The sequence below is a fragment of the Paenibacillus sp. FSL R7-0216 genome (assembly GCF_037969915.1).
Taxonomy (GTDB): domain Bacteria; phylum Bacillota; class Bacilli; order Paenibacillales; family Paenibacillaceae; genus Fontibacillus; species Fontibacillus rhizolycopersici.
This window is the reverse complement of record NZ_CP150222.1, coordinates 5,074,726-5,096,180: the sequence shown is the minus strand read 5'-3', so window position 1 is coordinate 5,096,180 and position 21,455 is coordinate 5,074,726. Positions and strand designations below refer to the sequence as shown.

The following is a 21,455-nucleotide window of genomic DNA, read 5'->3' as shown; positions in this document are numbered from 1 at the left end:
GAGTATACGCTGAAAAAGTCATAAAGAGGCAGTGCCATTTCGTCATGATTTTGGTCAGGACCGGGTTATAAAGAATCCATGATTCCTGAATCTCGGGCTTTACGTGCGGCTTCCCGTCTCCCTTTCACGTTCAGCTTCGAATAAATCGTGGAGACATAATTTTTAACCGTCCCTTCACTAAGAGACAACGCTTCAGCAATGTCTTGATTGCGCAGGCCGGAGGCCAGCTTATGCAGCACGCTCATTTCGCGGGGGCTGAGTCCGTACTCATTACTCTCTGCGGCCGGGCTGTTGCTCATCTTTTTGACCATTTTACTCGCCATCTCCTGCGTGATTAGGGTCCCTCCCGCATGAACCACCCGGATGCCGGCGGCCAGGTCCTTGGGATGAATGGCTTTGAGCAGGTAACCCTCCGCACCATGACTTAATGCCGCCACTACATATTCGACTTCGCGATAGGAGGTCAACATGATAATTTGGATGGTTGGGAACCGCTCTTTAATCCGTGCCGTTGCGGCAACACCGTCCATGACGGGCATATTGATGTCCATGAGTACCACATCCGGCGGAGACTGCTCACAGCATTCAATGGCTTCTTGCCCGTTCTTGGCTAACCCCACAACCTCCAAATCCTCTTCCATCGAAAGGACAATATGGAGACTCTCCAAAATTAATTCCTGATCATCGGCAAGCAGCACTTTAATTTTGGACATACCGCATAACTCCTTTGAGTGGGATTTCACATCTAACTTCGGTGACCGTTATATTCTCCTCCTTAGAAGAAACCCGCAAGCTGCCCCCCAGTTGTTCGATCCGATGGTTCATCGTAGTCAAGCCGAAGCCGTATTCCAGCTTATCCATGGGTTTGCCATTATTTCGAATGATTAATTGCAGCATCGACTCGGAAAATCGAAGCTCCAGATCCAGTTGGGACGCTTTCCCGTGTTTGAGTGCGTTTGTAAAAGACTCCTGAATGACCCGAAGGATCGCTTGTTGCCCTTCAAAACGCAAGAGAGGCTCGGTACCGACCAGACTCAAATTCAGGACAATTCCCGTATGCTCCCGGAAACGGTCCACAAGCTCTTCGACCTGTTGTGTAAGATTGGACTCTTCATCTCCCATCTCGTGAACCCAATTTCTCATTTCGTCCAGATTTTGTTCGGTCAACTCTCTTAAACGAATTAATCGATCTTTGGCTTCGGCGGGCTTGCGATCCAATAGGGCAATGGAGGCGTCCAGACTCATGATGAGGGAGATAAAGGAGTGTCCCAGCGTGTCATGAAGTTCTTTGGACATGCGGTTGCGTTCTTCAAGCAAGGTCATTTTCTCGATCTCAGCGGCATAGAGGGTTAACCGTTTATTTTGCTGCTCGATCTCAGCGGCCATTTCGTTCTTCTGATGATACGCTTTGGCTACGAAGCTGACCCATATCCCGATGAAGCAGAATAACAGATTGTCTACTCCCATACTAAGGGTCTGCTCCCAAGATGATCCCAGGTAGGTTTGAAAAGTAAAAGGAATCAAAGTCACGGCAGGAATGATCCAGAGAGTACGTTTATTCAATAAATATCCCATTGTAAGACTCGGCAACAAGTAGTCTGCTTTTGAAGCCAGATCCGGATGGAAGACGGAGTTTATATAATAAGAACCTCCGAGCAAGAGCTCCAGGATACAAAACCATCCTTTGCTCATTCGCCGCCCAGGGAACCAGAATAGCATTGGGACGATAAATGCAATCATCAGCCAGATGAAGTTTAACCAGGTTTGGCTCGAAAGTTCACTTACGGTGAAAAACCGGGACAACAGCAATAGATAATGGTAAGAACGGAGAGCGAAGACGCCCCAGTCCATGAAAGAGAACACAGCCGGCCTCCACCACGCGAGAATGGATTTAAGGTGACGGTTGGCTTGCATAAGACGACTCCTCCTTGACAAGCATCAGTGCTCATTTAACTACAAACGGAGCGGTGTTCCGCATGCGCGTAGGACTGTTCTAGTAAGGATAACACCTTTCTCATCAGGTTGGCGACATTGAATATAAATTTGGGATTATAGGGATGACCCCTATAATGGGGGAGTTGAACTATGTCACTGATCTTTATAGCGGCTCTCTAGCCTATTTCAATAGCACAGGCGATTAGGTAAGAGTAGATTGATTTTTCTGGGAAATGGCGATAAATTCCATCCAATTTCTTTTGGAACATACCATTGAATGTGTCAGTGACATATAGTAAGGTTATGTCAGCTTAAGCTAATGGCTTGGTAGATCACGCGCGGTCTACCAACTAAAAAATAATAAAGGAATGTCCGGACATGAGTTCTGAAAGCACTTCCAAAAAAGAGAAGCGACAGCTGTATTTGCAGGTTGCGGAGAAAGTATGTTTGATAAGCTCCTTGCTTTAGATTGCATCCATTCCTTCGAAACCTCGGAGGCGCTGAAGACGCATCCGGCTCGTTCCAGCATGTCCGCCATAATATAATCAATCCCAATAACGAGGACAAATCAATGAGCTCAATAATAGAGCCGCCGGCCAAGGCGGCCGGTTCGGCAAGGTGCTTGTTCATCTGCAACGGGAGCATATGTACACCAAGGAAGATCGGATGTAACCTATAGACCTCTTGAGGATTCGTTTCACAGAATCGCAAGCTATAAATCCTGACCTCCGCGAAGCCATCTAAACAGTATCATGTTTTGACATGATATAGGATTATGATGAATTCAAGCAGGAGATGGAGTCACACGGATACCAGTTGCTACGCGAAGAAGTGAACGAGATCAAAGGAGGAATAGGAATGAATACGATGATCGGAACTGAAAGTAATACGAAGGTAGGGTCCCGCCCTAGTGGAAGGATGGCCGCTTATTGGGCCGTCACCCTCATTCTCGCATTCTCGATTGCCTTAAGCGGCATCGGGCAATTGATGCGCTACGGAGGGAATGTCGAGTTAGTGACCAATATTGGGTTCCCGTTATATGTCACGAACATTCTGGGAGCTTGGAAACTGCTTGGAGTCATTGCTATCGTTATGCCGGGTTTCCCCCGGCTCAAGGAATGGGCTTATAGCGGAATCTTCTTTCTGATGACGGGCGCTGCCTTATCTCATGCGTTCGCTCATGATTACGGCGATTATGGATTTCATGTGATCTTGCCGCTCTTCTATGCCGCGCTTGCCATGGCCTCCTGGGCGCTGCGCCCGAAGAGCCGCAGACTTTAACATTCAAACGGTTATGAAATGAGTCCAGTGACAATCCTGGGCTCATTTTAGTCAACACAATGACACCGATGAACTTCCTGCATGCCTTTCGTCTATATAAGCAAGAAACAAAAAATAGACGAAAATCAGGAAAGAGGTGTCCATGAACATGATTACAAATCCATCAAGAACGGTTCAGCTTACTCCCTATATTACTTTAGAGGGACGCGCGAGAGAGGCCATTCAGTTCTACGAAGAGGCGATCGGAGCTAAGGTCATTTCCATGATTACTTACGGCGAGATGCCGGAAATGCCCAATACATTCACTGACGAATTGAAGCGTCTTGTGGCTCACGCCAGGTTAAAAGTGGGTGACGCGGAGATCATGCTTTCGGATACTCCTGGGGGTTCACCGCTGGGGGATGGTAAAAGGGTGACCATTTGCATCACGACGAACCATGTCGAGCACTCCAGAGCCATTTTCGAGGCTCTGCGGCAAGACGGGCAAATCAATGTTCCGTTTCAAGAGGAATCCTTCAGCCCTGGATTCGGCGATGTCACGGACAAATTCGGCGTGACGTTCCAAGTTTATACGGAGACTCGTTGAAACGGATCATTAAAAAAATAAAATGCACGCCAAGCACCCTGACATGATGTTGTCAGGGTGCTTCGTTTAGGATGGGTATAGAAAGCACAACAAACGAACCCATTTCGAGGAGGAAATTGTTTATGACGAATTCTAAACCCATCCTTACTGAGAGAAGCACTGAAATCCGGCCGTTTCACCTCTCTGTGCCGCAAGGAGATCTGGATGACCTTCGGAATCGTTTGGCCCGGACACGTTGGCCGGATGCATTAGGCGAGGCAGGCTGGAAATATGGGGTTTCACTCGACTATGTGAAAGAGTTGGCAGCTTATTGGCAGAAGGAATACAATTGGCGAAAATTCGAAGCTTGCATCAACGAGCATCCTCAATTCACGACAATGATCGATGGAGCCAATATTCACTTTTTACATGTCCGTTCGCCTGAACCGGACGCCTTTCCACTGTTGCTTACTCACGCCTGGCCCAGTTCGTTTATCGAGTTCTTGGAATTAATCGGTCCGCTCAGCGATCCGCGCAGTCACGGCGGCGATCCGTCGCAAGCCTTCCATTTGGTCATACCTTCCGTGCCTGGTTTTGGGTTCTCGGGACCTGTTCTCGAAGCGGGGTGGGATATCGCTCGTATTTCAAGAGCATGGGATGTCTTAATGAAGCGCTTGGGTTATGCGGAATATGGTGCGCACGGCAGCGATTGCGGCGCACTGGTGTCCAGAGAACTGGGTATTCAAAAGCCGGATGGGCTGCATGGCATTCATGTGCTGCAGCTGTTCTCTTTCCCTTCCGGCGACCCGGCGGAGATGGCGGACTTATCGGAAGAAGATCAGCAGAAACTTCAATTTCTGGCTAATTTTCAGGAAAGGGCGGGGTTTAACTCAATCCAATCTACACGCCCACAAACCCTCTCCTACGGGCTCTCGGACTCGCCGACGGGTCAGCTTGCTTGGATTGCCGAGTTGTTTTGCGGCTTTGGCGACCATGTCGATTATATCGACCGAGATGCTTTCCTGACGAATGTCACTTTGTATTGGCTGACGAATACGGCGGAATCATCCGCTCGTTTGTACTACGAGAATGCGCACAACCAGGGGCACGAGCCGCAAGGAACCAATACGACTCCAACCGGTGTGGCTGTGTTCGGAGATGATTTCAAATCGATCCGCCGATTTGCTGAACGTGATAATACGAATATTGTGCATTGGTCGGAATTTGAACGTGGAACCCATTTTGCCGCAATGGATGCACCGGACCTTCTCATCCCTGACATTCAGGCTTTCTTTCGAAGATTCCGTTAATACTGGTCTATAATGATGGTTTAGTAGAAGGGAGCTGTAAACATGGAGACAGAGGACAAAGTGCGAAACGAAGGGTTAACAACCGAGAAGGCTACCGGAAAAGTACTGAATGACCGTGAGTTGAATCGCGCGCTGCTTGCCAGGCAAATGCTGCTTCATCGTGTTAAGCTCCCTGTCTTAGAGGTCGTCGAGAAGCTCGTTGGATTACAGGCACAGTCCCCGAATGCCCCTTATTTCGGTTTGTGGTCGCGGCTAGAAGGTTTCCGGCACGAAGAGCTGTCCCAACTGATGCGGGATAGACAGGTTGTACGTATGGCACTCCTGCGTTCGACCCTGCACCTGGTCTCTGCCCGCGACGCTTTGCAACTACGCCCTTTGCTGCAGTCCGTCATGGACCGCAGCTTAAGGGGATCCTTTGGCAAACACATTAAGGGGATAGACCTAGAAGCGCTTGCTGCGGCAGGGAGGGCAATCGTGGAAAAGGAGCCCCTTACGTTTAATGAATTGGGTAAGCGATTAGGTGAACAATGGCCGGGGCTGAATCCGGAAGCAGCAACGGCTGTGATCCGAAATCGGGTGCCGTTAGTACAAATCCCTCCTCGAGGCATATGGGGGGAGAGTGGTCAAGCTGTACATACGACAGTGGAGGCCTGGCTCGGTCAACCTCTATCCTCATCGCCAGATCTAGATGGGCTCATTCGAAGTTACTTGGCCGCATTCGGACCTGCCACTATCAGGGATATTCAAGTATGGTCAGGACTTACGCGAATCCATGAAAGGATCGAATCTCTTCGTCCGCATCTGATCACTTTCCGAAATGAACGAGGCGAGGAGTTGTTCGATCTGCCGAATGCCCCTCGGCCCGATGCCGATTCGCCGTCTGCACCGAGATTTCTAAGTGAGTTCGATAATATGCTGCTGTCCTATGCGGACCGCAGTCGAATTATGAATGATAACGACCGCAAACGTGTATTCACGTCGAACGGAATCATCCGTGCAACCCTCCTCATTGACGGCTTCGTAGCCGGAACCTGGAAGATGACTAATGGGCGTGGAGGAGTTGTTCTGCATATCGAACCCTTCCGCGCACTTTCTAAACGAGAATTAGATGCTCTATCTGAGGAGGGGGTTCGTCTGCTTTACTTCGCAGCCCCGAATGCGGTTGCCTCTGATCTTATTTTTCACTAACCCGTTGGATATAGAAGGCTTCGGTATTTGAAGGTATAATAAGGCCAGAGATTCGAATTCCCGCACCGGAGGTCGTGATATGAAACTGGACCGCTTGCTTGCGATTACGATGACATTGTTGAATCAGCCCCGCGTCAGCGCTACGGACATGGCCAAGCGATTTGAGGTTTCACTGCGAACGATTTATCGCGACATGGAAGCAATCAATCAAGCGGGAATCCCCATCGTGTCTTTTGCCGGATCGGATGGAGGGTATGAGATTATGCAGGGCTATCGATTGGAGAAGCAGGTCTTATCATTAGATGATTTCTCGTCCATCTGTTCCGCCTTGCGCGGGGTACGTTCTGCGACGGATCATTCCGAAATCGATCTTTTAATCGAGCGAATTGGTGCATTAATGCCTGAGCAGAACATCACCAGAGATCCGATTCATGTGGATCTCGATTTCAAGCCGGCCCCCAACGATAAAGTGCATATCGCTCCGTTACATCAGGCCATCAAAGACCTTCAACTCATCACTTTTAACTACCTGGATAATAAAGGTTCGGAAACCGAGCGCACACTGGAACCGATGGGGCTGTTCCTTAAGGGATATATTTGGTATGTCTACGGCTATTGTCGGACTCGAAAGGATTTCCGCGTATTTCGCTTGTCCCGTATTGGGGAGCTGAGGATTTTACCGGAACATTTTGTGAGGCGAAACTATTCGCTGCAGGATGTCGAACAACAGTTCATGAATCAAGCAGATTTCAAGAAGGTACGGGCGGTACTCCGCTTTCAACCGGAAATGAAGACACGGGTGCGCGATGAATTCGGCTTCGATCAAGTCCTCGTCAATTCGGACGGAACCTTGTCACTCATCACCTATTTCTCGTCCATGGAACGGGCGCTCCAGAAAATCCTGAGTTACGGCAGTGGGGTAAAGGTGATAGAACCCGCGGAATTAATCCTGAATATGCAGCGTCAAATCGAGAAGATGTCTCAGCTCTATGGCTAAGACTGAGATCTAGATAAAAGAGGGTGCCCCGAATGGCAGAGCAATTGCTCTGCTTTCGAGGCACTCTTTTCTGTTTATTTTATCGTTCTAGGCTTACAGATCAATTTTCCAGTTGCCCATCCTTTTAGCGACTTCCGGATCGCGGTACGATAAGAAAAGACTTTCCCGAGTATCCAGTGCGGCAATTTGATCCATATCCTCAGGGCGGAGCTCAAAGTCGAAAATGTTGATGTTTTCGGCAATCCGCTCTTTGCGTACTGATTTGGGGATCACAACGATCCCTTGCTGAACCAGCCAGCGCAATACGACCTGGGCGACGGATTTGTTGTGTTTTTCCGCGATCAAGTTCAATACTTCGTTGCTGAACAGGTGATTGAGACCTTCAGCGAACGGGGCCCAGGATTGGTGCTGCACGCCTTGTTCCTTCATAAACGCGGCGCTCTCGACCTGACGGTAGAACGGATGAGTTTCGATCTGGTTGACAGCGGGCACGATGTCGTTATGCACAATCAAGTCCATCAGACGATCCGGCAGGAAGTTGCTGACCCCGATCGCTCTGATCTTGCCTCCGCGATATAGCTCCTCCATCGCACGCCAAGCGCCATAGTAATCGCCGAACGGCTGGTGAATCAGGTACAGATCGAGATAGTCGAGCTGCAGCTTCTTCAGGGATTTGGCAAAAGACAGCTTGGCTCTCTCGTAGTCGGCGTCCTGGACCCAGAGCTTGGTCGTGATGAACAATTCCTCGCGCGGAATCCCGCTGCGCTTGATCGCGCGTCCGACCGCTTCCTCGTTGAGATAACCGGAGGCGGTATCGATCAGGCGATAACCCGCCATTAACGCATCATATACGGCATTCTCGCATTGTTCCGCATCGGGAACCTGGTAGACACCGAAACCGAGGATCGGCATTTTTACTCCATTGTTCAAGGTTACGGTTTGCATGGTAATTCCTCCTCTTACTTCATATCCGGCAGACGGCCGTCCGGTTCGGGGACTCGGCGGGTTTCCGCCTCCGGCCGACCTGCACACAGTAAGGTTACCGCCTTCGTGTTACACGAAGTCAACCGTCTGAAAAAAGTTTTCGGATATTGAAACAAGGCTCCTCCAATAAATGTTACGGTAGTATAATAGATTGAATACACCTTAGAGAACTGAGAGGAATGACCTAAACATGCCGATCCAATACCGATTTTACGAAACGCTGACGGACTCCGCTCTTTTAGAAGGGGTATGGGATTTGCTATACCGTTACGATCATGAATTTATACCGCCGCTGTCCGCCCGTGAGCATACGGATCAGTCCGATTTAACCAATGGCTCCGCGGGAACTCAAGAGCCGAAGCGATACTTTGAAGAATTGAAAGAGCAATCTTGTTGGCTGGCAGAGGATCAAGAACGAGTGATCGGGTTCATGTCCTTTCGCCCGCATTATGTGTATGAAGATAGGGATGACCATGTGGACACGCTTTATGTCACGACCGTGATTGTGGATCAGACGTATCGAGGCCAAGGAATCACGACGCACTTGTATGCGGAACTAGAGAGAATTGCGAAGCAAAGGAAACGACCCATGATGACGAGGACTTGGTCAACGAACGAAGGCCATATTCGAGTCTTAAACAAAATCAGCATGCAGGAAATCAAGCGGATCAAAGACGGACGAGGCCCTGGGGTGGATACCGTTTATTACCGCAAGGATATTTAGGAGGAAGAGACAACATCATGAACAGCAAACGATCCTTATGGCAGAAGCTTCAGGCCTACAAGCTTCACAACAATGTGTATGTCGTTATGATGTTAGCCGTAAGCGTACTGGGCTCCATCTTGATTTACGTATCCCCAATGCGACACAACCGCTTCGTCCCAGAGTTAGCGCTGGCTTGCGCGACTTCGTTGCTCGCCTCCATCTTCTCCCTCATCTCCGATATTTATGTCAAATATAAAAATCAAGAAAACGATAAGCTCCTGGAAGGGATCCACGAGTTTGGCATCAATGATCTTCATTTCAATAAGCTGCAGCTGTTGGAGCATTTGCTGAAAACTTGCGACCGGGAAGTCTGGGTCTCGGGATACCGCTTGATTCTGACTAGCAAGATATCCCCCAGCTTGTCGCAGGCGATCAAGCAAGGCGCTGTTCTCAAGATCTTGATCTCCCCTCCCTGGATGGACGGGTTCCAATTGGTTTACGGTGAGAACGATCGGGTAATCGACAACTACTGTAAAGTGTTCAGTGCAATCGCCAAGGCTTGCCGAGAGGCGGGTCGTCCCGTTGAGCAAGTGTGCGAGGTGCGGTTTACGAGGAAACCGTTGTTTAGCGATACTTATAAAGTAGATCTACATATCGTGACCGGGCCTTACATGCATAATCGGGATGAAGACGATCAACGGATTACGGCCAACGATTTTTTCACCTATAATTTGATCAAAAAAAGTCGTCTCTACCATTTAGTCGAGAACGAGTATATGACCTTGTGGGAAGAAGCGGACAGCGTCCTGACATGGGAAGATTATGCGAAGGTTTCCGAGCAAATTCGAATTCAAGACCTGCGGGAAAAGGAGAAAATTGAACTCATGAAAGAGGCTAGCCAGCCGATGGGTTCCGTCAGGGAGAGAAGTGTGAAAGTCGGGTAATAAATCGCAAACGGACGCGCGTAACCTCTCGTTGATGGTGGATAAGTGGTGTGGTTATAATAGGGGTATGTCAAACCCAATAAATCCCACCAAATTCTATATCCCTGCCCCTAGGTCGAGAACGGTGATACGCCGGAGGTTAACGGAGAAATTAAACAAGGGTTTGCACCGTAAATTAACCCTAATCTCTGCACCGGCGGGCTATGGAAAAACGACGCTAGTGTGCGAATGGCTAGCCGGTTGCGAGCGCCCTGCTGCGTGGCTTTCGCTTGAACAGGGCGATACCGAGCTCACGCGATTCTTGACGTATTTGATTTCCGCGCTTCGGACTATAGAGGAGGATATAGGCGCGGGCGTGCTTTCCATCCTCCATTCCCCGCAGCCGACACCAACCGAGTCGATCTTGACGGCTCTTCTCCATGAACTTACGGCTATTTCGACTCCATTTCTCTTGGTCCTTGATGATTACCATGCGGCGAGCTCGAGAGAGATCGACGAGGCGGTAGGTTTCCTTCTGGACCACCTTCCCCCTCAGATGCACCTGGTCTTAACAACCCGCGAGGACCCCGCGCTTTCATTGCCGCGGTTGCGGGCTCGGGACCAATTAACGGAGCTCCGCGCTGCCGATATGAAGTTTACGTTTCCCGAAGCTGAAACCTTCTTTAACCAGCTCATGGATCTGCAGCTTACTGCGGACCATATCACCGAATTGCAATCTCGCACCGAGGGATGGGCTGCCGGGCTGCGAATGGCTGCGCTCTCTATCGAAGGAGATCACAATGCCGAGCGGCTTCTTCAGTCCTTCACGGGCAATCATCATTTTGTGCTGGATTATCTAATGGATGAAGTTCTGCAGCGTCAGCCTGAGGCTGTGCAACACTTTCTACTGCGAACTTCACTCCTAGACCGAATGTGCGGATCGTTATGCGATGACATGATGCTCCAACCGGAGATTTCCAGTCATGAAGTGTTGATTGAGCTGGATCGCAGAAATTTGTTTGTTGTGCCCCTCGATCATGAACGACGATGGTATCGATACCACCATTTGTTCGCGGATCATCTTCGTCGGCGGCTGTTGGATCATACGAGTGCAAGCGAAATCACCGAATTGCATCAGCGGGCAAGCCAATGGTATGAAGAACATGGCTTCGAGATCGAGGCGTTTCATCATGCCATAATGGCTCGAGATGTCGAGCGATGCTTTCGTCTGCTTCAAGGCAACGGGATGCCGCTGCATCTGCGGGGAGCTGCAAGAATGACGATCGAGTGGCTGGAATCGTTGCCTGCCAAGGAACTCGATGGAAGACCCGAGTTATGGGTGTATTATGGCTCCGCTCTATTGATTGCCGGTCAACCGACAGGGGTCGAGCGCAAGCTCCGATCGGCAGAGATGGCCTTGGAGGACGTGGAACCAGACGCCGGCGTCCTGGACCTGATCGGATGGATTGCGGCTACCCGCGCTACGCTAGCCTCATTACTACTAGCGGATCAACAGGATGCCGCGGAACCTAATCTTTATACGGCCGAAGCGGTGATGCAAGTCTCGGAAATCGAGGATAAAACGGAGGACCTTGTCGGTTTGATTGCGCCTGCTTGGAATGCGGGAATAAGTGAACCGGGCGTATTAGATCAAGTCATCCTCCAATCCCGACGTGCGCTTGCCTATTTGCGACCGGATCATCTCCCCGTCCGGACGGCGTCCGCTTGGATGCTGGGCGTTGCTTGTCAGCGGCGGGGAGATTACGATGAGGCTTGCGAGGCTTATCTGGAAGTCATCGCGAACTGCCAAGTGATGGATCACCAACTGATGGCGGTCATGGCGATCATCGGAATCGCTCAAATCAGAGAAGTAGAAGGGCGGCCCGATCTAGCGGCAGAGCGGTACCAAGAGGCTCTGAGGCGCGCTGGCGATCTGCCGCACCCCGCTAGGAAAGAAGCCGAAATAGGCCTGGAGCGCGTACGCCGTGTGCTCGAGTCCGGGAGAAAGCATAACCGGATCGAGCCGCTTAGCCAACGTGAAATAGAGGTACTGCAGCTGATGGCCCAGGGACTTTCCAATCGGGAAATCGCCGAGAGGCTTTTCTTGGCCTTGGATACGGTGAAAGGCCACAACCGAAGGATTTTTGAGAAACTCCACGCACAGCGACGCACGGAAGCGATCGCCCGCGCCCGCGAACTCAATTTAATAAGCGACACGACAAAACCACACTAAAGTGTCTACAGGCTCCCTCCTCTTCGAGTTATACTGCTCTTAATTCGCAATGAGAGGGGATTAAGCATGAGGAAGGCAGAGCGTGTGGCGGGGGTTTTATTTTTCTTGTCGACCGGCGCATTTTTGGTGGGGAGCGGGATATTGGATCCGATTTTGCATCGAACGGACTTGCTCGTCGGTGTGGGTTCCCATCGAACGAGCATGCTTACAGGATTGTTCCTGGAGTTCATTAACGCTATCGCGGTTGTGGGGATTGCCATGTTGCTGCAACCAACGTTAAAGAAATATCATGAAGCGTTTGCGTTCGGCTACTTCGCTTCTCGGGTCATGGAGTCAGCCATGTTGATGATCAGTTTCATCGGACCGCTCCTTCTTCTCGCGTTAAGTCAGCAGTCCGTAACTGCCGAAGCTTCCGGTGGTGCATACCTACAAACTTTAGGGAGCTTAGCGGTGGGAACCCATGAGTTATTATTTGATCTCGCCATGCTTGTACTAAGTTCCGGCAGCTTGTTATTTTGTTCGATTCTTTATCAATCGAGACTGGTTCCGCGATGGTTGTCTGTGATTGGCTTCGTAGGCTATACGGGGCTGCTGGCTAGCAGTTCTCTGTCTCTGGCCGGCCTGGATGCCGGACAAATTCTTTACCTCCCCGGTGCGATCTTCGAAATCGTTTTGCCGGGTTGGCTCATCGTGAAGGGATTTCATCCGCAATCCCAATCTACGGCCTAAATCTCCTAGCTGAATAACTAGACCCGATGAATTTGGCAACGGGATATCGTCTAAATAGATGGACATTTGAAAAATAAGAAGTAGGGAGCTGATAAGAATGAAGAAATCAGGATGGGCGAGTCCAATTACCGAAATCACCTTGTTTGTAGCAGATCTGCAGCGGTCGAAGGCGTTTTATCAAGAGACGCTTCAACTGGCGATTCATTATGAAGATGCCGACTGCGCGGTGTTTGATTTTGGAAATACCTGCATCAATCTCTTGAATCAGAACAATGCCCCTGAATTGATCGAGCCGGCTCAGGTTGGTCGAAACGGGGAGGGGCCCCGGTTCCTGTTCACGATCCAAGTGTCGGACGTCGACCGGATTTGCAACGAGCTGGAAGAGCAAGGCGTCAAATGGCTAAATGGTCCGATCACGCGTCCGTGGGGGCGGCGGACGGCTTGTTTTGCAGACCCGGACGGTTATGTATGGGAGATTGCGCAGGTGCTCTAACCCTCCCTTCCGGTATTTTTTTATGCTGAACTAGCAGAACGTGGGAGGATTTTCCTAGGATATATGGAATGATATGATGTACCCGCGTGGGTGATCCGTTCGGGGAGTCAATGATGGAAATGAGGAAATTGAACTGATGTCACAGATTCGGTTGGGCAATACCCGATTAACAGGGGCGGATGGCGTTCGCGCGATCGCTTGCTTGTCTGTCATCCTACATCATTTGTCACAACGTCTAGCGATGCCCGCGCAAGAGAAATGGCTTCAAGAAGTGCAGTCGGTTGCCCTGCTTGGGAATAGCGGGGTCAGCTTGTTTTTTGTGTTAAGCGGATTTTTGTTGTCATTCCCTTTTTGGAGTGCTTACTTGGAGAAGGAGTCATTTCCGAGCATCCGAACGTACACGAAGCGCCGCGCTGCGCGTATTATGCCCGGCTACTATGTTTCGTTCCTGGTTTGTCTGCTCCTCACCTGGAGCCTAAGCATTCCTACGGAGTTCATGTGGCGGCGAATCCTCACGGGTTTCACGTTTACGGCGGGCTTTCACTATACCACGTTCTTTCCGTCCGACTTGAACGGGCCGTTCTGGTCGATCAGCTTCGAGGTATTTAGCTACGTGCTGATGCCTTTGTTTATGGCTATCTTGTTCCTGCTCGGCAAGCGACGTTCGTTTGGAAAGGCCATGTTATTCTGGTTCATCGCGTTCGGATTGGTGCTTGTTGCCAACTCGCTCGTTCATCAGTGGTTTACTCCAAGCGAGAACGGTCGGGGTTGGGACTTTGGTCAGATTGGCGGGGCAAAATTCTGGATGCCGAATTACAATCCAATCGGATTCTTCGGCCACTTCACCATCGGCATAATGGCGGCAGGCGTAACGGTAGCGATCATGCAGCGCGGTGCCGACATCGAACGGTTGCGTAAGCGCGGGCTGTTTGACGCCGTCGGGGCAGTCGCTTTGGTGCTTGCGGGCTTGCTGATCTGGCGCATGCGTCACCTCGGTGAATTTGACTTCAGCCTCCAGCAGCAGCCGTACTATTTCCCGACGTATGCCATTTTGTTCGGTATTGTGCTGTTGTCCGCACCGTTCAGCTTGGGCTTAGGGCGTTGGCTGGATAATCGGTTGTTCCGATTCATCGCCAAGATCTCATTTGGCCTGTACATATGGCACTACTTATTTATTATTTTGATCGAAAAATACGGCATTCCGGACTATCACTATTTCGGCATCGAAGACGTGGGGCGATGGCTCGCCATCAGTGGTTTCGTTGTCCTCATCTCGTTTGTTGCGGCAACGATTTCTTATTATCTCATCGAGCAACCGTTTATCAATTGGTCGAAAGGCAAGCCGTTCTTTCGGCGTAAGCGGACGGAACCGAACGAAGTTCATGTCGCATGAAGAAGTGATTATCGACGAACCTGCCCTTGGCAGGTTCTTTGTCTTCGTTGATAGCGTCAGGAATCATACCCTTGACGGAAACATCGGGTCAGGTGTGCCGCATCCTCTCATGGTTCCTGACAGTTACATTCATAAAGGGTTCACACGGTGGAGATAAATAGGAAGGATGCAAACTGATGCATGGAAAGGGCGGTAAAATATGGGCGATTCGGAAGACAATCAACACATTGAAAAACATTTTGCGTCATCCGATCTGATTCGGGATATTGTCATTGGCATGGCGGACGGACTAACCGTTCCCTTTGCGCTAGCTGCCGGATTGTCGGGGTCCGTTTCCGGTACGGATATTGTTGTAGTAGCCGGAATCGCAGAAATCGCGGCGGGGTCGATTGCGATGGGATTAGGCGGCTATTTGGCTGCGCGAACGGATCGTGAACATTACGCGACTGAATTAGAAAGGGAACGCCGAGAGATCCAGGAGGTCCCGGAGCGGGAAAAGGAAGAGGTCGCAGAGGTGCTCAGAAGATGGGGGATCCCAGAATCAAACGTCCAATCGGCCACGGATTCCATTAGCCGGGACCCGGACAAATGGGTCGACTTTATGATGAAGCACGAACTCGGACTGGAAGAGCCGGAACCGAAAAGGGCCAGAAATAGTTCCATAACCATCGGCTTATCCTACATCATTGGCGGATTGATCCCGCTATCTCCCTACATGTTCATCCATCAAGCCAATACGGCGCTAATGACTTCTGTGATTGCAACCTTAATCGCATTATATATATTCGGCTATATTAAGGGGCGGTTTACTGGATCCAAGCCATTTAAAAGTGCATGGCAAACCACTCTTGTAGGAGGAGTAGCGGCGGGGATTGCCTTTTTCATAGCCAATATCATATCCTAGCGTGTAGCCCTTGATCTTATCGGTTTTTCGGGACGCTTATCAGCATGAACGCCAGGAAGGGACTCCTTAGGGGGTCCTTTTCAATTTGCCCTTTGTCGCTCCCCCGCAGAACACATCATCTTCACATATTCTCATGAAAATTGAAAGAAAATTGGGGTCTATATTCAAGGTAGAGATTAGCAGGGACAATCAATGGGTATGAGGAGGATTCCTAGTTATGAGCAAAAGTAAAAAGGTGTGGATTCTCGCCGTCGCCGCGATGGCAGCAGCCTTGTTTCTCATCGTTTATCAGATGTTAGTTGTGAAGGAGATCGCGGGATATCGCCACAGACCGGGGCCGGCGGAAGAGATATTCAAATCGTTAGGTACGGTTACGGTTTTTGTTGGAGCAGGAGGCTTCTGTTGGCTATGGTTCAAGAAACAACGCAAAGCTCCTCAATGGATCATCCGGAGAGTCGGAGCCCTGCTGCACCGATTGCATCAGCCTCTTGGATGGCTGGCCTTGGGACTGGTTGCTTTTCACGGGGGTTACTTCCTGATTACGGACATTCAAAACCGCGATATCTATTCGGGTATCGCCGCGTTCCTCATTCTGCTAGCGATTGCAGGATACGGCTTCTTCATCAAAAGAATTCGCAATAAGTGGATGCGCCTCGTTCACCGCTCGCTAGGGATCGCATGGGTACCTGCACTGTTTATTCATGCGGGAGGCTCTGCTGTTATGGCCACATTCCTAACAATTATGGTAGGCGTATTGATGTGGTTTTTTGGTAAAATAAAGGCAAAGCAGGCGGGTTAATTACGCGTTCGAGGTGGCGGAAATCATGCGCACGATTTATCTGGTTGAGGATGAAGAGCATCTTAATCAACTCCTGAAGAAATATTTGGAGAAAGAAGGGTACAAGGTCGTCACGTTCTTCGAAGGCGAATCGGCACGGCAACGAATAGCCGACTTGCCCGATTTGTGGATATTGGACATCATGCTTCCGGATATGGATGGGTATCAGCTCATCAAGATGATTAAAGAATTTAAGCCTCAAACCCCCGTTATATTCATGTCGGCAAGAAACCAGGAGCTCGATCGCGTAGTCGGCTTAGAGTTGGGGAGTGACGATTACTTATCCAAGCCATTTTTGCCTAGAGAGCTGGTCATTCGAACCAACAAATTGCTGCAGCGCCTAGACGTCAATAAAGCAGAAAATTCGCCGGAATTACGGTTGGAGGATTATCGGGTTGACCAGAGGCAAAGAACCGTCTACGATCATGATGACGAAAAAATCAGTCTGACCAATAGAGAATTCAATCTGCTGCTGTTTTTTATTCAGAATCACAATACCGTTGTCACCAGAGAGCAGATTCTTGAAAAGGTCTGGGGCGATCCCTACTTTGGCTCTGACCGAGTGGTTGACGACACGATCCGACGATTGAGAAAGAAGTTGCCTAGAATGAATCTAGAGACCATCTATGGATTTGGCTACAACTTGGAAATGAAAGGATGAGAATGAAATCCCTTACCCTGCGAATATGGGTCATTCTGTCGATCGTCATTTTGATCATCGCGTTGGTGACTTCACTGGCTTTTATGTTTGTTACGAATGGTTTTGAAGATGAGGATGCCAAGCATCTACTGGAGCTTACGCATCAGATCGTACTGGATTCGTTAAAGGACAATCCTGGGAATGAAAGTACGGTCGAAGCTGCGGGTCACCACTACCGGCATTTTGTATTTAATCTGACAGATGGGCAACTTACGCCTATTTTAGGAGAGGCGCAGATCCCGGATCCTTTAGTGAACCAATTGGAGAGCCTAGTTAACCAGGATAAAGGGCGGGTAACAGACGAGACGATCGGTCGGACTCACTATCTCCTTCGAATGAGTCCGATTGGGGAGTCGTCCTACCTCATTTCCTATACGAACACCGATGAGCGCGAAGACATACTCAAGATCATCTTCATGGCCTTTCTGGTCACCCTGTTGAGTTTGCCCATCTCGAAGTTGATTGCTAACAATATAGCCAAGCCGTTAAAGAAGCTAGAGGTATACACTAAACGGGTTGCGAATAAAGAGTGGAATAGTGAACTTGAAATCAGAAGCAAAGATGAGATCGGGAGATTGGCTATGGCAATGAAAGAAATGAAGGACGCCTTAAGAATAGCGGATGAGGAAGAACGGAAATTCCTGCAAAGTGTTTCGCATGATTTAAAGACGCCGGTCATGGTCATAATGGGTTATGCTCAAGAAATCATCGATGGGATGTACGAGGATTCTCCAGAGGAGTCGGCGACCATTATCAAGAATGAAGCGACTCGTTTGGAGAAGAAGATCAAACAAATTCTATACTTCAATACGCTTGACTACGTCCTAGATAATGAAAAGGAATATGAAGAATTTTATCTCGATAAGCTGCTAACTTACCTCGTCACAAATTTTCAAGCGGTAAACCCGGAATTAAACTGGAGCTTAGCGTTGAGTATCAAGCAGGCCGCCATCTTTGGCAGCCAGGATCGGATACGTGTGTCTCTAGAGAATGTGTTGGAAAATCAGCTTCGATTCGCTAAGAAGACCGTCGAAGTGACGCTCATGGATTCGGAGCGGTTTTGGGTCATTGAAATCAAGAATGACGGCCCCTCCATTTCGGAACAAGATATCCATCATATCTTTAAATCCCTCTATAAAGGGTCTAACGGAAACTTCGGTCTCGGTTTAAGCATCTCCAGTAAGATCATTAACTACTACGGAGGAAGCATTACTGTGGAGAACCATGATGGTCGGGTGTGCTTTAGGATCTCTTATCCTAAGAGCGGTTGGAGAGATCCAGATAATACATGAAGGAGGAAGGAAGAATGAAATTTCTGTGTTTGGGTTACTTGGATTCAACCCAAATGGATGGTCGCCCCAAGGAAGAAATCGAGGCGGTCATGCAGAAGTGTCCGCCTCACCTCGAGCAACTCTATAACAGCGGTCAAGTGATACTAGATGCGGGTCTCTCCCCCAAAACGAGGCGCTTGCGCCGGGCAAACGGTGCGATACAGGAGATGGAAGGTCCTTTTGCCGAAGCGGGAGAGACGATAGGCAGCGCCTTTCTGATCGAAGCTCGGGACATGGAGGAAGCAGCCCGAATAGCCTCTTTACATCCGGCAGTACAGGTTGACGCAGGTGAGCTTTTTGGATGGAGGATCGAGATCCACCCAGTCCACTACTTCAAATCTACAGAATAGTCATTCTTGGGTCGAAATTCGCTTCTTCCCTACAGCCCCGAGGAAAAGAACGAATTCATCCTCTCCGTCTAACCCTAACACCTCATCGATGAGGTTTTGGTCATAGATCCCGATCGCGCAAGCCCCGGCATCAATCGATTCGCTTGCCAGGTAAAGGTTCTGGGAGACATGACCAATATCGATGAGGATTTTTTTGTGCGCGGAGATATCATATTTCCATTCCGAACGGTAGGGAATCGTACTCCATGCGAACAGGACAGCCGCTTTTTTCGTAAAATGGGGGACAAAGGGCTGCTCTAAGGTAATCGCATCAATTTTTCGATCCATTTCGTCCAGCTCAGACACAAACAAGAGCTTGTGCTCGACCGGTAGGTATCGGTAAATTCCTTGGCGGATGCCCTCTACCCGCATAATGAAAAGATAAGTTTCAAAAGTATGGGTTGCGCCGCTGCACGGTACCGTACGAAGGGTAAGTCCGGTCTTCGTGGTACTCGTAATGCCTTGAGTCGCCCATAAGAGATAGGATAACTCCTCAAGCTGTAAACTTTCCGCCGAATAAAACCGGGTACTTCTTCGGTCCTTGATGCAATCATAAATATTTGATCTACTGACAACCTCCTCGCCTGGCTCCGGAAGGTCAATCATCTCGGAGGTAGAGGAGTAAGGCTTCACGATCGCGGGTTGGGGTAAGCCCTTTATCTTATCTGTTTTCACATGCTTAAATTCAAGGAAATTGGACTTTAAGAAGTTTCGTTGCTGTTCATATCGTCCCATGCTAGATCCTCCTAGGATATTTCTACTCGTTAAAAAGTATACACCTCTAGATCGGCGAACTTGTGATATGAATCACGTACTCGTTCTCAGATCGAAAACGGCGATCCTCCGCTCTCGGAGAATCGCCGCTCGTCTTATTGATCTATTGTGCTGCGGGTTACCGTATTCCCTTCATAAACCCCTGGATTTTGGAGGAGAAGGAGAAGAGTAGAACGCTGAGGAGGATGGCCGCTCCTCCAATGACGCCAAAGTACGCCATTTCGGTGTCGGGCGAATAAAATTTAACCACTTGCGCATTCATTGCTTGGGCCGCCGCGCTGGACAAGAACCATAAGCTCATGGTCTGGGCGGAGAAAGCGGAGGGCGCCAACTTGGTCGTTGCTGACAGTCCGACAGGAGACAAGCACAATTCTCCTAGCACCACGATGAAATAACTCAGCACGAGCCATAACGGATTAACCAAGGCATTCTCGCCGCCAAAGTAGGCCGGTAAGAGGATGACCAAGAAGGATAATCCGGCGAATAACAAGCCAAAGGCGAATTTCTTCGGGATCGACGGCTGCCGTTTGCCGAGCTTCAACCAGAACCAGGCAAATACGGGAGCTAGCGTGATAATGAATAATGGATTTAAAGATTGAAACCAAGCGGGTGAAATATGAATTCCGGCAAAATCCAACTGCGTCCGCTTATCTGCATAATTGGCAAGAATGGTCGACCCTTGTTCTTGAATCGCCCAGAACATGATCGCCGCAATAAACAGCGGAATATAAGCAATGAGTCTGGAACGTTCAACGCTTGTCGTGCGTGGGCTGCGGTACATCACAATAAAATAGGATGTTGGAATCACAATCCCCAGAATGCCTACGATCACGATAAACGATTCAAAGGTCAGCCAACCTAATGGGATGGCGATGGCGACGATCGCAGCAAGAAGCAATACGCTGATCCCGATTCGGCGAAACACCTTTTTTCGTTCATCCGGTGATAACGGACTAGGTACGAATGTGCCTGCAAGGCCGAGGTTTCTTTTTCTCGTATAGATAAAGATAGCTAATCCAAGGAACATGCCGACGGCAGCAATGCCGAAGCCCAAGTGGAAATTGTAATCCATGCCGACGGTGCCTACAATGAGCGGGGAGAGGAAGGCGCCCAAATTGATCCCCATATAGAAGATGCTGAAGCCTGCATCCCGGCGCGAGTCTTGTTCACTATAAAGTTCTCCGACAATGCTGGAGACGTTGGGCTTCAACAAGCCCGTACCCAATACGATCAGAACCATGGAAACAAAAAACAAGGAGACACTTCCTGGAATAGCCAGGGCAATATGCCCCAGCATGATGAATATGCCGCCGTAAAATACCGCTTTAGATGCCCCGAATACCCGGTCCGCCAACCAACCGCCAATAATTCCGGACATATACACAAGCGAGCCGTAAATGGACATAATGGCGAGAGCCATGCTCTCCTCCATGCCGAGTCCGCCTTGACTCAATTCGTAGTACATATAATAAACCAGAATCGCTTTCATTCCATAGTAGGAGAAACGCTCCCAAAACTCCGTGAAGAACAGGGTAAACAATCCCTTGGGATGCCCAAAAAATCCTCGTTGCGGAACGCTCTCCACAATCTTTTGCTTGTTTAAGTCCGTCATGCTGTTATTTCCTCCCTAGGCGGCAATCAATGGTGTGCTTGAAATGCAAATGCACGGTACTAAGAATCAGAATACCCAGTAATGGCCGTTTTCAACTGGATACGAAAAAACAGTATAACACACGTAGGATGGGCTTAACTATAAGATTGGTTGCACCCTACTTGCTTAAC

At 49.5% G+C, this 21,455-nt stretch carries 21 protein-coding genes; 16 read left to right on the top strand and 5 right to left on the bottom strand.

Going from position 1 to position 21,455, the window contains the following annotated elements; genetic code table 11:
• Window positions 1-65: 65 nt before the first annotated feature.
• Complete coding sequence (locus MKZ15_RS23490) at window positions 66-713, bottom strand: response regulator transcription factor (protein WP_193417538.1); 648 nt, start codon at window positions 711-713, stop codon at window positions 66-68.
• Window positions 700-1,914, bottom strand: coding sequence for a sensor histidine kinase (locus tag MKZ15_RS23485; RefSeq protein WP_339818662.1), 1,215 nt, complete (start codon window positions 1,912-1,914; stop codon window positions 700-702). The genes MKZ15_RS23490 and MKZ15_RS23485 overlap by 14 nt, the downstream gene beginning before the upstream one ends.
• 879 nt (window positions 1,915-2,793) lie before the next feature.
• Here MKZ15_RS23485 and MKZ15_RS23480 point away from each other — a divergent pair.
• The 5 genes from MKZ15_RS23480 to MKZ15_RS23460 all read left to right on the top strand — a co-directional run bounded on the left by MKZ15_RS23480 (window position 2,794) and on the right by MKZ15_RS23460 (window position 7,276).
• Window positions 2,794-3,216 carry a DoxX family protein gene (locus MKZ15_RS23480; protein WP_193417537.1) on the top strand — a complete coding sequence of 141 codons (423 nt, stop codon included), beginning with the start codon at window positions 2,794-2,796 and terminating at the stop codon, window positions 3,214-3,216.
• A 142-nt stretch (window positions 3,217-3,358) separates the two neighbouring features.
• Window positions 3,359-3,802, top strand: a complete 444-nt coding sequence (locus MKZ15_RS23475) for a VOC family protein (protein ID WP_239483869.1) — start codon at window positions 3,359-3,361, stop codon at window positions 3,800-3,802.
• Between the two features lie 122 nt (window positions 3,803-3,924).
• Window positions 3,925-5,091 carry an epoxide hydrolase family protein gene (locus MKZ15_RS23470; protein WP_213622465.1) on the top strand — a complete coding sequence of 389 codons (1,167 nt, stop codon included), beginning with the start codon at window positions 3,925-3,927 and terminating at the stop codon, window positions 5,089-5,091.
• Between the two features lie 42 nt (window positions 5,092-5,133).
• Window positions 5,134-6,279 carry a winged helix DNA-binding domain-containing protein gene (locus MKZ15_RS23465; protein WP_339818656.1) on the top strand — a complete coding sequence of 382 codons (1,146 nt, stop codon included), beginning with the start codon at window positions 5,134-5,136 and terminating at the stop codon, window positions 6,277-6,279.
• A gap of 79 nt (window positions 6,280-6,358) precedes the next feature.
• On the top strand, window positions 6,359-7,276 hold the full coding sequence (locus tag MKZ15_RS23460) for a YafY family protein (RefSeq protein ID WP_339818653.1): 918 nt from the start codon (window positions 6,359-6,361) through the stop codon (window positions 7,274-7,276).
• Between the two features lie 93 nt (window positions 7,277-7,369).
• Here the strand turns inward: MKZ15_RS23460 and MKZ15_RS23455 are convergent, their stop codons facing one another.
• Window positions 7,370-8,221, bottom strand: a complete 852-nt coding sequence (locus tag MKZ15_RS23455) for an aldo/keto reductase (protein WP_339818650.1) — start codon at window positions 8,219-8,221, stop codon at window positions 7,370-7,372.
• Window positions 8,222-8,450: 229 nt separating this feature from the next.
• Between MKZ15_RS23455 and MKZ15_RS23450 the strand changes: the two genes are divergently transcribed.
• The 11 genes from MKZ15_RS23450 to MKZ15_RS23400 all read left to right on the top strand — a co-directional run bounded on the left by MKZ15_RS23450 (window position 8,451) and on the right by MKZ15_RS23400 (window position 18,860).
• Window positions 8,451-8,984 (top strand): GNAT family N-acetyltransferase, encoded by a 534-nt coding sequence (locus tag MKZ15_RS23450; protein ID WP_339818648.1) that lies wholly within the window; start codon window positions 8,451-8,453, stop codon window positions 8,982-8,984.
• 17 nt (window positions 8,985-9,001) lie between these two features.
• Window positions 9,002-9,910, top strand: a complete 909-nt coding sequence (locus MKZ15_RS23445; protein WP_339818646.1) for a hypothetical protein — start codon at window positions 9,002-9,004, stop codon at window positions 9,908-9,910.
• 163 nt (window positions 9,911-10,073) lie between these two features.
• A complete protein-coding gene (locus MKZ15_RS23440; RefSeq protein WP_244868408.1) occupies window positions 10,074-12,122 on the top strand; it encodes a LuxR C-terminal-related transcriptional regulator in 2,049 nt (682 codons plus the stop codon).
• 66 nt (window positions 12,123-12,188) lie between these two features.
• Window positions 12,189-12,851, top strand: a complete 663-nt coding sequence (locus MKZ15_RS23435) for a DUF4386 domain-containing protein (protein ID WP_213622459.1) — start codon at window positions 12,189-12,191, stop codon at window positions 12,849-12,851.
• Between the two features lie 97 nt (window positions 12,852-12,948).
• Window positions 12,949-13,344: a VOC family protein gene (locus MKZ15_RS23430; protein ID WP_213622458.1), complete on the top strand. Its 396-nt coding sequence runs from the start codon at window positions 12,949-12,951 to the stop codon at window positions 13,342-13,344.
• A gap of 136 nt (window positions 13,345-13,480) precedes the next feature.
• Window positions 13,481-14,737, top strand: a complete 1,257-nt coding sequence (locus MKZ15_RS23425; RefSeq protein ID WP_339818639.1) for an acyltransferase — start codon at window positions 13,481-13,483, stop codon at window positions 14,735-14,737.
• A gap of 199 nt (window positions 14,738-14,936) precedes the next feature.
• Window positions 14,937-15,641 (top strand): VIT1/CCC1 transporter family protein, encoded by a 705-nt coding sequence (locus MKZ15_RS23420; RefSeq protein ID WP_339818636.1) that lies wholly within the window; start codon window positions 14,937-14,939, stop codon window positions 15,639-15,641.
• 217 nt (window positions 15,642-15,858) lie between these two features.
• The gene (locus tag MKZ15_RS23415; RefSeq protein ID WP_339818635.1) at window positions 15,859-16,440 is read left to right on the top strand and encodes a hypothetical protein; all 582 of its coding nucleotides are present in this window, start codon (window positions 15,859-15,861) and stop codon (window positions 16,438-16,440) included.
• Window positions 16,441-16,462: 22 nt separating this feature from the next.
• Window positions 16,463-17,140: a response regulator transcription factor gene (locus MKZ15_RS23410; protein WP_339822573.1), complete on the top strand. Its 678-nt coding sequence runs from the start codon at window positions 16,463-16,465 to the stop codon at window positions 17,138-17,140.
• Window positions 17,137-18,471: a HAMP domain-containing sensor histidine kinase gene (locus tag MKZ15_RS23405; RefSeq protein WP_339818633.1), complete on the top strand. Its 1,335-nt coding sequence runs from the start codon at window positions 17,137-17,139 to the stop codon at window positions 18,469-18,471. Before MKZ15_RS23410 ends, MKZ15_RS23405 begins: the two co-directional genes overlap by 4 nt.
• 14 nt (window positions 18,472-18,485) lie before the next feature.
• A complete protein-coding gene (locus MKZ15_RS23400; RefSeq protein WP_339818629.1) occupies window positions 18,486-18,860 on the top strand; it encodes a YciI family protein in 375 nt (124 codons plus the stop codon).
• Here MKZ15_RS23400 and MKZ15_RS23395 read toward each other — a convergent pair whose 3' ends face one another.
• On the bottom strand, window positions 18,861-19,634 hold the full coding sequence (locus MKZ15_RS23395; protein ID WP_339818627.1) for a SagB/ThcOx family dehydrogenase: 774 nt from the start codon (window positions 19,632-19,634) through the stop codon (window positions 18,861-18,863).
• Between the two features lie 157 nt (window positions 19,635-19,791).
• Entirely contained in the window at window positions 19,792-21,285 is a 1,494-nt protein-coding gene (locus MKZ15_RS23390) for a peptide MFS transporter (RefSeq protein WP_213622452.1), read from the bottom strand.
• Window positions 21,286-21,455: the final 170 nt, after the last annotated feature.